Origin of the sequence: Cellulophaga sp. Hel_I_12, assembly GCF_000799565.1 — a bacterium.
GTDB lineage: Bacteria > Bacteroidota > Bacteroidia > Flavobacteriales > Flavobacteriaceae > Cellulophaga.
Map to the genome: position 1 here is coordinate 1,913,437 of NZ_JUHB01000001.1, position 14,278 is coordinate 1,927,714.

The window sequence follows — 14,278 nt, forward strand, 5'->3', positions numbered from 1 at the left end:
ATGAGGAAAAAAAGAATTTTACTTAAAATTGGCTCCACTACTTTAACCAAGGAAACTGATCATATTTCCAGAGGTAAAATTGAGGATATTGGTCGACAAATTGCGCTTTTAAAAAACGAGTACGAGTTTATCATCGTAAGTTCTGGTGCCATTGTAGCTGCCAAACAATTTGTAAAATTAGAGCACAATGGAGAAGAAATAACCATAAAACAAGCTTTAGCCTCCATAGGACAACCCCACTTAATGCGAATTTTTCAAGAGAATTTTAGAGAATTGGGTTTATTTACTTCGCAATGTTTACTATCCTATTCTGATTTTGAAAATCCGAAAGCCAAATTGAACATAAAAAATACGATTGATGTTTTAGTAGCCAATAATTTTATTCCTATAATCAATGAAAATGATACTGTAGCCACGGATGAAATACAGTTTGGTGATAATGACAAACTGGCGGCATTAACTGCTGCTTTGTTAGAGGTTGACTTACTATTAATCGCTACCAATACCGATGGTGTTTATACCAAGCATTCTTTTTTAAACGAAATACCAGAAACCATTCAAGAAGTGATTGATTTGAATGATTTAATTCAAGAAGTTGATGTTCAAAAATCAACACATGGTACCGGGGGAATGCAATCAAAAATAGAAGCTGCCACCATTGCTAAAAGTGCCAATATTGAAACTTGGATCCTCAATGGTTTAAAAGATAATTTTATAACTGATGCCTTCAACGGACGAAGCAATTTTACAAAAATTAAATAAAATGATGCATTACCTAAGCATACAAGACATAGATTCATTAGCACAATGGGTAAAAGAAGCAAAAGCTTTAAAAGAAAGTCCAAAAGCGTTTAAAAAATTAGGAAAAGGAAAAACTATCTGTTTGTTATTTTTTAATAACAGCCTTAGAACGCGTTTAAGTACTCAAAAAGCAGCTAGTAATTTGGGCTTAGAAGTTATGGTGATGAACTTCGGAAGCGAAGGTTGGGCTCTAGAATATGAGGATGGGAGCATCATGGACCAAGGCACATCAGAACATATAAAAGAAGCTGCGCAAGTGGTGGCGCAGTTTTGTGATATTGTTGCGATTCGTGCTTTTGCCTCGTTAAGTGATAAAGAGAAAGATGAAGCCGAATTAGTGATCAACGGATTTAAAAAATATGCCACTATTCCCGTCGTAAATATGGAAAGTTCTGTTGGGCATCCTTTACAAGCCTTGGCAGATGCCATCACGATGGCAGAAAACAAAACAAAAGAACGACCAAAAGTAGTACTGTCGTGGGCACCACATCCGAAGGCTTTACCCCATGCGGTAGCCAATTCTTTTACTGAAATGATGCTGAAACAAGAGGCTGATTTTGTCATTACCCACCCAAAAGGGTACGAATTAAATCCTGAAATTACAAAAGAGGCTAAAATTGAATACGATCAAAATAAAGCCCTAGAAAATGCAGACTTTGTTTATGTGAAAAATTGGAGTAGTTATGCAGACTATGGCAAGGTAGTGAACCAAGATAAAAATTGGATGATGACGAAAGAAAAACTTAGGAATGCTAAGTTTATGCACTGTCTACCGGTCCGTAGAAATGTGATCGTAGAAGATGCAGTTTTAGACAGCGACCAATCTTTAGTGATTGAACAGGCCAATAATAGAACCTATGCGGCACAGATTGTCTTAAAGAAGATACTGAACTCCCTAGGTTCCTAAGGAGAAACTCATGTTGGGACTAAAAAAACGAGCTTATTCTTTATAAAGGAAAGAGCCTAAAGAAGTGAATTAAAACAAGTAATACCTCATAAAGTAGAACTCATGCCGACTAAGAAGACTAAAAAGAGCTTATCCATTGTAAAAATTGGCGGTAATGTCATTGAAAATACGGCGGAATTAAATAGGTTTTTAACCTTGTTTTCCGCCTTAGAGGGTCCAAAAATATTAGTTCATGGTGGGGGCAAATTAGCGACTACCTTAGCTTCAAAACTAGGCATAGCATCTAAATTGGTGCATGGAAGACGTATTACTGATGCCGATAGTATTGATGTCATTACCATGGTTTATGGTGGTTTAGCCAATAAAACTATAGTGGCAAAATTACAGGCAAATACTTGTAACGCGATTGGTTTAAGCGGGGCCGACGCGAACAGCATTCAAGCACATAAACGCCCTGTAAAAGATATAGATTACGGTTTCGTGGGCGATATAGATCGTGTAAATACCAACTTCATTGATACCCTATTAAAAGCAAAACTCAGCCCTGTTTTTTGTGCTTTATCACATGACGGTAAAGGTCAAATTTTAAATACCAATGCTGATACGATTGCCTCGGAAATTGCGATTGGCCTGAGTAAAATTTACAAAACTACCTTGTATTATTGTTTTGAAAAAAAGGGTGTTTTGCTCGATATCAAAGATGAAAATTCGGTGATAAAACACATCAATACAGAACAATATCAAGACCTATTAACACAAAAAATAATAGTAGCAGGTATGCTTCCTAAATTAGAGAATTGTTTTCATGCTTTACGGCATAACGTAGATAAAGTATGTTTAGGAGATTTGGAAATGATGAAAACCGATGCTACTTTATTTACCACAATTACCTTATAAAATGACTCAAAAACAACTCACCGAAAAAGCCATTGACCTTTTAAAAGAGCTCATCAGCATTCCGTCTTTTTCTAAAGAAGAAGATAAAACAGCAGAAGCAATTCAAAACTGGTTCACTTTTTTTAGTATTCCTTTTACTAGAGAAAACAACAATGTATATGCTAAAAATAAATTTTGGAATGATGGCAAACCTACATTGCTTTTAAACTCTCATCATGATACCGTCAAACCAAATCAAGGGTATACCAAAGACCCATTTGATCCGCATATAGAGGATGGTAAATTATATGGTTTGGGGAGTAATGATGCGGGTGGCTGTTTAGTATCACTACTCGCGACGTTTACCCATTTTTATGCGAACGAAAATTTAAGTCATAATATTTTAATGGTGGCCTCAGCAGAAGAAGAAAATGCAGGAAAAAATAGTTTAAGAGGCTTATTACCCAATTTACCTAAAATTGATGTGGCTCTCGTAGGTGAACCTACTTTAATGAATTTAGCGATCGCAGAAAAAGGTTTACTAGTTTTTGATGCTGTGGTAAAAGGAACACCATCGCATGCGGCCCATCCTAATGAGGACAATGCTATCTACAATACGATTAAAGTATTAGAATGGTTTAAAAATTATACCTTTAATAAAACATCCGAAGTCCTTGGAGAGGTAAAATTAACCGTCACGCAAATCAACGCTGGAAATCAACATAATGTAGTGCCTTCACAAGTTGATTTGGTGCTAGATGTTCGCGTAAATGATAAGTATACCAATCAAGAAATTGCGACGATACTAAAATCTGAGGCACCATGTGAACTTAAAGAACGTTCCCTTAGGCTTAACTCTTCTTCGATCGATAAAAACCATGCTTTAGTGCAATCAGGAATTGCATTAGGCAGAACTACCTACGGCTCACCTACCCTTTCGGATCAGGCAGCATTAACATGCCAATCTTTGAAATTAGGGCCTGGGGATAGTACACGTTCTCATTCAGCAAATGAGTATATTTATATTCATGAAATTGAAGAAGGAATAGATTTGTATATTGAGATATTGGAAGGCTTTTTAGCCCCCTAACCCCAAAGGAGGAATTAAAATTCAAGCTCAATTTCAATTTCAATTTCAATTTTAAAAAATGGTTTAAGTTTTAAATAAAACTATCAATCAAAGGAAAGAATAAACAGTTTTTTTCATCAACAGACAACCATCAACCAACAACTAAATGAATACGAACCACTAACAACCGATTAAAATGAAACTTTGGGACAAAGGATTTAGTACAGATAAAAAAATAGATCATTTTACCGTTGGTAATGATCGAGAGTTAGACTTGCATTTGGCGAAATACGACGTAATGGCTTCAAAAGCACATGCAAAAATGTTGGGCAAAATTGGCTTATTAACGCCAGAAGAAACGCATAGGTTGGTTCAAGAATTATCGGATATTGGGGAAACAATCGACAAGGGAACCTTTACCATTGAAGATTCTTTTGAAGATATGCACTCCAAAATAGAATACCTCCTCATTCAAAAATTAGGGGATACAGGGAAAAAAATTCATACGGCGCGCTCCAGAAATGATCAAGTTTTAGTGGCGATGCATTTATATCTAAAAAATGAACTTGCAGCGATTAAATCCGAAACCAAAATATTGTTTGACTTGCTATTAGATCTCGCCGATAAACATAAAAGCATTTTATTACCCGGGTATACGCATTTACAAATTGCCATGCCTTCCTCTTTTGGTTTATGGTTTTCAGCGTATGCAGAAAGCTTAATTGATGATTTGTATTTCATTGATGCAGCGCAGAAAATAGCAGACCAAAACCCATTAGGAAGTGCGGCGGGATACGGAAGTTCGTTCCCAATCGATAGAGCTTTTACGACCCAAGAGTTGAACTTTGCTACACAAAAATTCAATGTCGTAGCGGCACAAATGAGCCGTGGAAAAGTAGAGAAAGCAGCGGCTTTTGGCATCAGTAGTATTGCAGCAACACTCTCTAAAATGGCCATGGATATTTGTTTATATATGAGTCAGAATTTTAATTTTATCTCTTTCCCTGACGAATTAACTACGGGTTCGAGTATTATGCCACACAAAAAAAATCCGGATGTTTTTGAGTTAATTCGTGGAAAATGTAATAAACTGCAAGCAGTACCTACCCAACTAAGCCTGCTACTCACCAATTTACCCAGTGGGTACCACCGAGATTTACAATTGGTAAAAGAAGTAATTGTTCCAGCTATTCAAGATCTTAGAGCTTGTATAGAAATCTTGACTTTTAGTTTAAAAGAAGTTCGCGTTAATGAAGCCATTTTAGAAGACCCGAAGTACGACTATTTGTTTAGTGTGGACACACTGAATGAATTGGTATTATCTGGAACTCCTTTTCGTGATGCCTATAAACAAATGGGCATTGAAATTTATGAAGGTAGGTTTACCCCAAAACGCGATATTAAACATACGCATCAAGGTAGTTTAGGGAATTTGTGTTTAGAGGAAATTAGGAAAAAGATGGAGGATATTGATTAAAGCTATAAAAGGTTTTTTCGTTGCTTTAAAATCAATCAGTGGTTGCCATAAGGAGCGAACGCATTCCTAAAGCCTTTTCTTTTACAAGATCTATTTGGGTTAAGTAACCCATTTAGAGGGCTTCCCGATAGCTTAAACGGTATTCTCTTGAAGGTTTAGCACCGTTGCTGCAATGATATTTATAAAATAAATAATTTGTGCTATTGGAAAAAGTAAAATAGCAACCCAAACAAGAACCGTTTCTAAACTATTATGATTTGTAAATTGATCAATTATAATGATAAAAAAGGTTAATAATGTAAAAAGGATATGCAATTTAGTCAAGGAATAAACAGGCGTTATTTTGTATCTGCCCAATACAAAATAACCAAAACCACATAACAATAGCCATAATGCAAATAGTAAAAACAATTGTGAATGGGCAACAACCACATAGACGTCACTAACGGTCAAGGAAAAGTTTGTGTCTATTTGAAAAAGATAAGAAATACCGTAAGCCATACATAAAATAGCAGCTAAAAACCATAAAAATAAATAAGGCCTTTTCCTTAACATGTACTTTACTTAATTGTTTTTAAATTTATAATCTCTTGATCTGTGAGTGGTCTCCAATTGCCACGAGGTAAATCTTTTTTTGTTAATCCTGCGTATACTACTAAATCGAGCTTTACAATTTCGTATTCTAATTGTTCAAACAGTTTACGCACAATATTATTCCTTGTACTGAAAATTTCGATGCCTACTTGATTTTTAGGTGCATTGTCAATATAACTAATATCTTGTACACGAACTAAATGTTCGTCTACCTCTAAACCATCCTTAATTCTTTTTAAATCAGCACTTTTAAATGGTTTTGTGAATTCTACATGATATATTTTTCGAACACCATTCTTGGGAGTATTCAGGGTTGCGATTAATTCTCCGTCATTGGTAAACAACAATAGACCTGTAGCAGATTTATCCATTTTACTTACCGCTAATAATTTTGCCTTGGTAGCATTAGACACCAAACCCATCGCTGTACGCTGTCCCTGACCATCTTTAGCTGATGTTGAAAAATCTTTAGGTTTATTTAATACAATATACTCTTTCTTGATAGGATTTAAAAGTCGTCCATCAAACCTTACTTCATCGGTCAATTGTACTTTATACCCCATTTCAATGACAGCCTTACCATTTACCGTTACGCTTCCAGCAGCAATAAAAATATCGGCTTCTCTCCGTGAACAAACACCAGAATTAGCTACATATCTATTTAAACGCAAAACATTTGGATTGGAAGGATTTTTTGCGACAATTTTTTTCTTGATGGGTGCGTTTCCTCTAGCGAAGCTCTTCTTTCTAAAGTTTCCTCCCTCTCTCCCTGAAGCTTTATTATCATTATTGGAATCTGACCTACTCATAACTGAAATATTTCCGCAAAGGTAGTGAGAGTCTCATTAAAAATCTATCAATTATTTTTTTATGCCTCTTTTTTTGCATTATTTCGCCAAAATCCCAAACCATAGCGATAACACGACTTAAAAAATGGAACTACAAAACAGCTCATGATCAAGTCTCAGAACAATCCTAAGGGAATTAGAATATTGTAAATGATCCTTCTGGAACTATTAATCTTTATAATCAACACTCGATTGGCGCGCTCTATTCACAGTGAGCTTGGTCACATCAGGTCTTGAATAATGCCCTACAACATCAAAATTTTGCCGCTCTTCGTAAACGCGATTAAAATCTAAAGTACAGTAAATTAATCCCTCTTTATGTAACACTGGCGGTATAATCCATTCGCCATCAGGCCCAGCAATACAAGAGCCACCATTGGCCAATATATCGGGTGATTTTTCCAGAATTTTATGGAGATGTGGTGTAGCACTCGGGAAGTCTGTTTTTGTCATTAATGAGGAGACCGAGATTACGTAACTACGGGACTCTCTTGCTATAAAACGCGTGATGTCTTTAGTATTATACTCACTACCTGGCCAAACCGCAATATGTAAATTTTCTCCTAGCCCGTAAAGTGCTGTTCTAGGTAAAGGCATCCAATTTTCCCAACAGTTTAATCCTCCAAGGGTAAAGTGTTTTAGTGGATGTACCTGTAGGCCGTTCCCATCACCTGGTGCCCAAGTGAGTCGTTCATCATAGGTGGGTTGCAGTTTGCGATGTACCGATTTTATGGCTCCAAATTCATTAATATAGACTAATGAACAATAAATACTATGTGCTCCTCTGTCTTTAGCACGTTCAATAATTCCTAAATAAATGGCAATAGTATTAGCTTTTGCAAGATCACAAATCGCATCTAATTCTCCCGATTCTATTTGAATGGCATTATGCATATAATGCGCATGCAGTTCTTTGTTTACTTTTGAATTCCAGGTGGCACCCTCTGTTAGTGCCAACCAAAATGGATAACCCGGCAATAGCGCCTCTCCAAAAACGACAAGCTCTGCTTTTTCGCTGGCTGCTTCAATTATGGAAGCCTCGATTTTTTTTATCGTTGCCCTTTTATCTAACCAAACGGGCGCTATTTGTGCTAAGGCAACTTTTAGAAAAGTATCCATCTATAAAATTCTATTTAAAACTAAATCTATGTCAATTAACAGAATACTAAAAACTCCTGAAATAATAATGAACTTCAAGATATTGTGTAACCATACATAATGCATTTTTGACTCCGACTTGAATAAAAGAATTAAAAAGAGCAATAAAAATACAACACATCCAATAAAATAAATGACCATATTTCCAACATCAAATTTAAAAATTAATAATAAAGAGGGAATTAAGGTAAACAAAATTAAAACAGCTATTAAATACTTTGAAAATTTAACGCCCAAAATAACTGGGATTGTCTTATAATTTTGAGCGATATCACCTTTTATATTTTCTAAATCTTTAATCATTTCCCGAGCTAAAATCAATAAAAACAAAAATAAGGCATGTACAAAAATGACAGCCTCGAAATTTCGATAATAGACAAAGACCACAAAAAATGGAGAAATAGCAAGCGTTGCAGAAACAAAATTACCAATAAAAGGCATTTTTTTTAATTTGTGAGAATACAGCCATATTCCAAAGATATAAGCGGAAAAAAATACAACGGCTTTAAAAGAAACATAACTGGCTACAAATACGGCCAAAAAGTTAAGCACAAAATAGGTGCTTAATTTAAACCGTTGACTCACCAGCCTATCTAACATTGTTTTATGAGGCTTGTTGATTAAGTCTTTCTCTGCGTCATAAAAATTATTAATAATATATCCTGAGGCAATCACCAAAGCAGAGGCGATGATAATAGCCAGAAGGTTTGTATCAAAAACTACTTTTCTTAAGGGTAAGTTGGGTGATAAAATATAGATAGAAGCTAAGTATTGGGCTAGAATAATAAGTAAAATATTATACCCCCGAACTACAGAAAACAAACTCAATAACTTTAAAAGTAGGAGTTTATTTTTTCTATTAAGCATGTTGAACCATTTAGAAGTTATAGACCACTTCTAATTTATGATCTTTTAAGGCTGCTTTAGCTTTTTCAAAATCTTCAGTAAAACCTAAGATATAACCACCACCCCCAGAACCACAAAGTTTTAAATAGTAATCGTTACTATCAATTCCTTGTTTCCAGAGCTTTTGAAATTCTACAGGTATCATCGGTTTAAAATTATCTAAAACCACATTTGATAATTGCTTTAAATTTCCAAAAAGAGAGGTTACATTACCACTCACAAAATCTTCAACACAAGCATCAGTATGTTTTATAAATTGTTCTTTTAACATTTTACGGAAGCCGGTATTTTTCATTTGCTCCATAAAAATCTGAACCATCGGCGCTGTTTCGCCAACGATACCGCTATCTAGTAAAAACACAGCGCCTTTACCTGCTGTATTTTGAGAAGGAATACTTGTAGATTCTATATTGTTCTTAGAATTTATTAAAATAGGCAGACTTAGGTAACTATTTAAAGGGTCTAAACCTGAAGATTTTCCGTGAAAAAAAGATTCCATTTTCCCAAAAATTAATTTTAGGCGCAATAGTTTTTCTCTCGTGAGGTTTTCTAACACCGTGATTTTATCAAAAGCGTATTTTTGATATATGGCAGCCACCAAAGCACCACTACTTCCCACGCCATAGCCTTGAGGAATAGAACTATCGAAATACATACCCTCGGCAATATCGCTTTTTAATCCCTCCATATCAAAAGTAACCAGATTCGGTTCTTTTTCCGATAAGCTTTCAAGGTAAAAACTAAACTTTTCTAGGCTCTTATTACTTTTAAGTGCCTCTTGTGAGGGATTACTATCTTTTTTTAAAGCTCCATTAAAAAAATTATAAGGTATTGAAAGTCCTTTAGAATCCTTAATAATTCCGTATTCACCGAACAATAAAATTTTTGAATAAAATAATGGTCCTTTCACGTTCTTTTAATTAAAATATATACATAAAACTAAAAAATTACTCCTTGCAATTTTATAGTTACTTATTTTTTTGCTGGTTTAAATATACTCATTTAAAATTTTGCAGCACTTATTACTGCCATTAATCACTATATATTGACAAAATTAAGTTTAATTATTTAGGGATGGTTTCCTGCTAACTGTTTCGCCCCCAACGCTATTTGATCGCAAATATACTGTTGGTTTTCGCAATATACTAGTAACTCATCCTTAATAAATTGATAAACTTTTTGTTTTTCGTTTTCTGGATATAAAACGTGCACATTAGCCCCTGCATCTAAAGTAAAGCAAACATGACTGCCTGTTTGTTCTCTAAAAGCCCAAATTTTGTTGATGATTTCTAAAGTGTTGGGTTTCATTAAAATAAAATAAGGCAGACTAGTCATCATCATGGCATGCAAGGTTAAAGCCTCACTTTCTACTATTTTTATAAATTCAACTAGATCTCCTGTTTTAAAAACTGCCATTAGTTTATCTAAGTTATCATGAGCTTGTTTAAAACGTTCCGAAGCATAAGGATGATCGTGCATTAAATTATGACCCACAGTACTGCTCACCTGCTTTTGCCCTTTATCGACCAATAAAATCGTGTCTTGAAAATTATTAAAATTAGCGTGTACTTCGTAAGGATATTTTATACCGTACAAATCAGAACTCCCTTGTGTATTTTTATGGGCTCCCCATTGCACAATAGTGCCTTCAATACTCCGGCAAGCACTGCCAGAGCCTAAACGTGCTAAAAAAGAGGCTTTTTTTATAAAAAAAGCTGCTGACATATGGCCAACTAGCTTTTTTTCAATGTCCATCAAGCATAAAGCTAAAGCAGACATACCGCTTGCTGAAGATGCAATTCCACTACTATGAGGAAATGAATTCGAGGTTTCAATTTTAAAATGATACTCCTTTAAAAAAGGCAAATATTGCTCAATTCTTGAAAAAAAAGTATTTATTTTTGGTTTAAAATCTTCTTTCTGCTGGCCTTCAAACCATAAATCAAAGGAAAAACCGACCCCTTTATGTTCTAATTTTTTAAATGAAACTTGTGTAGTTGTTGCACAAGCATCTAGCGTAAAGCTGATGGAAGGATTCTGTGGAATTTGATTTTCTTTTTTACCCCAATATTTAACTAGTGCTATATTACTTGGCGATTTATAGCTCACAGTTCCTGTTTCAACAGTCTGTAGGTAAGGCGTAGGAAGAAAGTCAATTTCGGTCATGAAATGTCAATTTTTTATGCAAAGATAGTTTTTAAGTACATTTTAGATTAAATCAATGCTATAAAATCACTATTTTAGTTGTTTACACCAATCCCTATTTTGAAAAAACGACTTTATTATAGCGCTATAGCAGTTGCCATTTGTTTGCTCATTGGCTTTTTATCCAGTACTGTTACCCAATCTTCTATAGCTACCTGGTATCCTAGCTTAAACAAACCGAGCTTTAATCCTCCAAATTGGATTTTTGCACCAGTTTGGTCTGTTTTATATATCCTAATGGGTATTGCAGCGGGTTTGGTTTGGGCGCGAGGTTTTCATCATATTTGGGTAAAAACTGCCTTATACCATTTTATTTTTCAATTGCTCTTTAATGCTTTGTGGAGTATTGTTTTTTTTGGACTACAAGAGCCCTTTTGGGCCTTACTCGTTATTTTTACTTTGTTGATATTAATTATCCTAACGATCAAATGGTTCAAAGTAGTGCATAGAACCGCGGCTTTATTAATGATACCCTATTTGCTTTGGGTTTGTTTTGCAACGGTCCTGAATTATAAAATATGGGCGTTAAATTGATGGGGGTTAATTTGGTAATTTTTTAATGTACCCATGTAACAATTGATTTGAAGATTATTGAATGTTGCCATTTACTTAGGTGAAAAATCTACTTATTTACTCAACTAAATTTCTAGTACTCTGTAGTCATTGCTACTAGTTTTGACATTGTTTTATAATTACGGGTGGTAGCTTGCACCTTTAGTTTTCTTTCAAAAAAATTAGTATTACATTTTGCATTACCATAGCCATTTTTGCAGGTCAAATAAATACAATTTTGAGTGATTTTAAATGTTTCATTTGGGTATTTTTCTTCTTCCAAGGCTTGTATCAATTGAGTTTCAGGTTTATTTTTTAACAACACAAAATACGCGTGCTTTTTCTCTAAATCATTGTACTCGCTAAAAGGTGATTGATGTACAATCTCATTAAAATTTGATAATTCTAAAACTAATACTGGAACTTCAAAACCATAATTTCTAGTAATTACCTCACTTACTTTTTTTTCTAAAATCTGCACATTTTCATCTGTGACTTTTAAAACAATATTACCACTTTGAATATAGGTTTGAACATTTTGCATGCCTATGCGCTCTAACATGTGTTTTAAATCGGTCATTTTAATTTTCTTATGACCAGAAACATTAATCCCTCTTAAAAATAGTAGGTAAGTTTTCATATCAATTATTCGTTAGCGGCAATTGCCTGCGCAGCAATAAAACCACTGGTCCACGCATTTTGAAAATTGAACCCGCCGGTAATGGCATCAATATTAACTATTTCTCCGGCGAAAAATAGGTTTTTTTGTACTTTACTCTCGAAGGTTTTAAAGTTGATTTCTTTTAAATCGATGCCACCAGCGGTCACAAATTCTTCTTTAAACGTGCTTTTACCCTCCACTTGAAATTCTCCAGCCGTAATTTGCTGTGCTAAAGATTGCAATTGACTTTTCGTTACTTCCGCCCATTTGGTAGTCTCCGAAATATCAGAAGCCTTCACCAAATTTAGCCATAATCGTTTTGGAATGTCTACTGCATTTGTTCGTAATACGGTCTTTTTAGCTTCTACCTCTTTTATTTGTAGCAATAACTGTAATAAGCCTTCTTCTTGATACTCCGGCAACCAGTTTACGCGTATTTTAAATGTATAATCCCAGTTGTTTAGCTCACGCGCGCCCCAAGCTGACAGTTTTAAAATAGCTGGTCCGCTCATACCCCAATGCGTAATTAACAATGGCCCTTCCGATGCCAAAACAGCTTTAGGGCTTACCTTGCTTTTTAATGGTATAGTTACTTTATGAGGCACACTTTTTTCAAGAACCTCAACATTAACAAACGTACTTACTCCAGGAATACCATCAATTCTAGCATCTTTTATATTAAACGTAAATAAGGAAGGAACTGGATTCACTATGCTGTGCCCTAATTTTTCGATCATCTTCCAAATTTTAGGATTGCTCCCTGTGGCCACTAAAATTTTTTTAGCATAGTATTTTTTTTGAATCGATGCAACCATCCACCCATCGCTAGGCTTGTCTTTAGACTTTTTTATGGCTTCTATGGCGATGACAGAACTGTTGCGCAATAATTGAACGCCCAGGCGTTCTGCTTCGTTTACAAAACAATCGATTATAGTTTTAGAGCTATTGCTTTCTGGGAACATTCTGCCATCTTCCTCTATTTTTAAAGGAATCCCTCTTTTCTCAAAAAAAGCGATCGTATCTCCGCTGCAATAGGTATGGAACGGGCCTTTTAGTTCTTTTTCTCCTCTTGGGTAATTTAATACCAATTCGTTAGGATCAAATTCTGCGTGCGTCACATTACAGCGACCCCCGCCTGAAACTTTAACTTTAGTGAGCACTTCTTTACCGCGTTCTAAAATAAGGATTTTTAGCTTCGGGTTTGCTTCAGCAATGTGTATGGCTGCGTAATACCCCGCAGCACCACCACCAATTATGATAACATCCTCCATTATTCTACGCGTTCTGGATAGTTTGTAAAGACACCATCAACTCCTAAGGTTTTCATTTTTAATATAGCCTGCGGTTCATTGACCGTCCATGGATATATTTTAAATCCTGCCTCTCGGATTTTTTGGGCGATTTCAGCATCTAATTTTTCGTAGTCAGGGTTGATCGCCACTGCCCCAAGCTCATGTGCAATAGCTAAAGCCTCTAGCGGGTTTGCCTCTTCGATTAAAATAGCAATAGCGACTTTATTGTTAATTTGACGCATCATTTTCAACTCATCCCAATTAAAGCTAGAGATTAAAAAATCATCAAGTGTCCAGTTCTTTTCCTTTATATATTTTTCAAGAATGACATTAACATCTTTCGCTGTTCCTGCGCCTTTTAACTCAATGTTTAGTGCAACTGTTGCATCAATATGGTCTAAAACCTCAGTTAATAAAGGGATTTTATGATTGCCTGTAATTACTAACTTTTGTAACTCAAGCCATGTGTAGTCTTCAATATTTCCTGTGCCATTCGTCAATCTTTCTAAGGTATCATCATGAAAGACAACAATTTCACCACTGGCTATTTTAAAGACATCAATCTCGATCATATCAACTTTTAGCTCCAAGGCTTTTTGTATAGATGCGATGGTGTTTTCCGTTTCATGACCCATGGCGCCTCGATGGCCAATAACTTGTAATTTATGTTGGTCCATACAGGAGGTACTGGTGGTTAGCACAATTAAAAAAAGCATGAATTTTCGCATGTTTTTTGTTTTGATGCAAGTTAGGGTTTTCTAGTTTAAATACATACTGCAATAAAGGCTGAAAGACATTTTTACCAGTCATCGTCAGGAGTTAAATTTTAAAAATACTACCAAGGTGAAATTTTTTAATTAACCAATCGAAAAATCCAATGCTAGTCTCAGCATGTCGAAGACCAAACGATAATGCTTCGACAGGCTTGTCCT

The 14,278-nt window shown here is 35.1% G+C and carries 15 protein-coding genes; 6 read left to right on the top strand and 9 right to left on the bottom strand.

Annotated elements, in window-relative coordinates:
* The 5 genes from proB to argH all read left to right on the top strand — a co-directional run bounded on the left by proB (position 1) and on the right by argH (position 5,130).
* Positions 1–762 carry a glutamate 5-kinase gene (gene proB / locus GQ45_RS08525; protein ID WP_047416726.1) on the top strand — a complete coding sequence of 254 codons (762 nt, stop codon included), beginning with the start codon at positions 1–3 and terminating at the stop codon, positions 760–762.
* Position 763: 1 nt separating this feature from the next.
* Positions 764–1,708, top strand: coding sequence for an acetylornithine carbamoyltransferase (locus GQ45_RS08530; RefSeq protein WP_197056934.1), 945 nt, complete (start codon positions 764–766; stop codon positions 1,706–1,708).
* Between the two features lie 102 nt (positions 1,709–1,810).
* Positions 1,811–2,605, top strand: coding sequence for an acetylglutamate kinase (gene argB, locus GQ45_RS08535; protein WP_047416728.1), 795 nt, complete (start codon positions 1,811–1,813; stop codon positions 2,603–2,605).
* 1 nt (position 2,606) lies between these two features.
* Positions 2,607–3,674, top strand: coding sequence for a M20 family metallo-hydrolase (locus tag GQ45_RS08540; protein ID WP_047420215.1), 1,068 nt, complete (start codon positions 2,607–2,609; stop codon positions 3,672–3,674).
* 175 nt (positions 3,675–3,849) lie between these two features.
* A complete protein-coding gene (gene argH, locus GQ45_RS08545) occupies positions 3,850–5,130 on the top strand; it encodes an argininosuccinate lyase (RefSeq protein WP_047416730.1) in 1,281 nt (426 codons plus the stop codon).
* Positions 5,131–5,262: 132 nt separating this feature from the next.
* Here the strand turns inward: argH and GQ45_RS08550 are convergent, their stop codons facing one another.
* From GQ45_RS08550 to mvaD, 6 genes are all read right to left on the bottom strand, one after another.
* A complete protein-coding gene (locus GQ45_RS08550) occupies positions 5,263–5,685 on the bottom strand; it encodes a hypothetical protein (protein ID WP_047416732.1) in 423 nt (140 codons plus the stop codon).
* A 5-nt stretch (positions 5,686–5,690) separates the two neighbouring features.
* Positions 5,691–6,533 (bottom strand): pseudouridine synthase, encoded by an 843-nt coding sequence (locus GQ45_RS08555; protein ID WP_047416734.1) that lies wholly within the window; start codon positions 6,531–6,533, stop codon positions 5,691–5,693.
* Positions 6,534–6,740: 207 nt separating this feature from the next.
* Positions 6,741–7,691: a carbon-nitrogen hydrolase family protein gene (locus tag GQ45_RS08560; RefSeq protein ID WP_047416736.1), complete on the bottom strand. Its 951-nt coding sequence runs from the start codon at positions 7,689–7,691 to the stop codon at positions 6,741–6,743.
* The gene (locus tag GQ45_RS08565) at positions 7,692–8,597 is read right to left on the bottom strand and encodes a geranylgeranylglycerol-phosphate geranylgeranyltransferase (RefSeq protein ID WP_047416738.1); all 906 of its coding nucleotides are present in this window, start codon (positions 8,595–8,597) and stop codon (positions 7,692–7,694) included. It abuts the gene before it with no gap.
* A 10-nt stretch (positions 8,598–8,607) separates the two neighbouring features.
* Positions 8,608–9,546, bottom strand: a complete 939-nt coding sequence (locus GQ45_RS08570; protein WP_047416740.1) for a mevalonate kinase — start codon at positions 9,544–9,546, stop codon at positions 8,608–8,610.
* A gap of 158 nt (positions 9,547–9,704) precedes the next feature.
* Positions 9,705–10,802, bottom strand: coding sequence for a diphosphomevalonate decarboxylase (gene mvaD / locus GQ45_RS08575; protein ID WP_047416743.1), 1,098 nt, complete (start codon positions 10,800–10,802; stop codon positions 9,705–9,707).
* A 99-nt stretch (positions 10,803–10,901) separates the two neighbouring features.
* On the opposite strand from mvaD, the gene GQ45_RS08580 reads away from it, so the two are divergent.
* Entirely contained in the window at positions 10,902–11,375 is a 474-nt protein-coding gene (locus GQ45_RS08580; RefSeq protein WP_047420217.1) for a TspO/MBR family protein, read from the top strand.
* Between the two features lie 112 nt (positions 11,376–11,487).
* Here the strand turns inward: GQ45_RS08580 and GQ45_RS08585 are convergent, their stop codons facing one another.
* Genes GQ45_RS08585 through GQ45_RS08595 form a run of 3 tightly spaced genes read right to left on the bottom strand, consistent with a single transcriptional unit; the run spans position 11,488 to position 14,074 of the window.
* Positions 11,488–12,033, bottom strand: coding sequence for a DUF1697 domain-containing protein (locus GQ45_RS08585; protein ID WP_047416746.1), 546 nt, complete (start codon positions 12,031–12,033; stop codon positions 11,488–11,490).
* A 5-nt stretch (positions 12,034–12,038) separates the two neighbouring features.
* Positions 12,039–13,325 carry an NAD(P)/FAD-dependent oxidoreductase gene (locus tag GQ45_RS08590; protein ID WP_047416748.1) on the bottom strand — a complete coding sequence of 429 codons (1,287 nt, stop codon included), beginning with the start codon at positions 13,323–13,325 and terminating at the stop codon, positions 12,039–12,041.
* On the bottom strand, positions 13,325–14,074 hold the full coding sequence (locus GQ45_RS08595; RefSeq protein ID WP_047416750.1) for a glycerophosphodiester phosphodiesterase family protein: 750 nt from the start codon (positions 14,072–14,074) through the stop codon (positions 13,325–13,327). Before GQ45_RS08595 ends, GQ45_RS08590 begins: the two co-directional genes overlap by 1 nt.
* Positions 14,075–14,278: the final 204 nt, after the last annotated feature.

What these genes read in the sequence shown, in the direction of transcription:
- proB (WP_047416726.1), top strand. Translation starts at nt 1, where the DNA reads ATGAGGAAAAAAAGAATTTTACTTAAAATTGGCTCCACTACTTTAACC.
- GQ45_RS08530 (WP_197056934.1), top strand. Translation starts at nt 764, where the DNA reads ATGATGCATTACCTAAGCATACAAGACATAGATTCATTAGCACAATGG.
- argB (WP_047416728.1), top strand. Translation starts at nt 1,811, where the DNA reads ATGCCGACTAAGAAGACTAAAAAGAGCTTATCCATTGTAAAAATTGGC.
- GQ45_RS08540 (WP_047420215.1), top strand. Translation starts at nt 2,607, where the DNA reads ATGACTCAAAAACAACTCACCGAAAAAGCCATTGACCTTTTAAAAGAG.
- argH (WP_047416730.1), top strand. Translation starts at nt 3,850, where the DNA reads ATGAAACTTTGGGACAAAGGATTTAGTACAGATAAAAAAATAGATCAT.
- GQ45_RS08550 (WP_047416732.1), bottom strand. Translation starts at nt 5,685, where the DNA reads ATGTTAAGGAAAAGGCCTTATTTATTTTTATGGTTTTTAGCTGCTATT.
- GQ45_RS08555 (WP_047416734.1), bottom strand. Translation starts at nt 6,533, where the DNA reads ATGAGTAGGTCAGATTCCAATAATGATAATAAAGCTTCAGGGAGAGAG.
- GQ45_RS08560 (WP_047416736.1), bottom strand. Translation starts at nt 7,691, where the DNA reads ATGGATACTTTTCTAAAAGTTGCCTTAGCACAAATAGCGCCCGTTTGG.
- GQ45_RS08565 (WP_047416738.1), bottom strand. Translation starts at nt 8,597, where the DNA reads ATGCTTAATAGAAAAAATAAACTCCTACTTTTAAAGTTATTGAGTTTG.
- mvaD (WP_047416743.1), bottom strand. Translation starts at nt 10,802, where the DNA reads ATGACCGAAATTGACTTTCTTCCTACGCCTTACCTACAGACTGTTGAA.
- GQ45_RS08585 (WP_047416746.1), bottom strand. Translation starts at nt 12,033, where the DNA reads ATGAAAACTTACCTACTATTTTTAAGAGGGATTAATGTTTCTGGTCAT.
- GQ45_RS08590 (WP_047416748.1), bottom strand. Translation starts at nt 13,325, where the DNA reads ATGGAGGATGTTATCATAATTGGTGGTGGTGCTGCGGGGTATTACGCA.
- GQ45_RS08595 (WP_047416750.1), bottom strand. Translation starts at nt 14,074, where the DNA reads ATGCGAAAATTCATGCTTTTTTTAATTGTGCTAACCACCAGTACCTCC.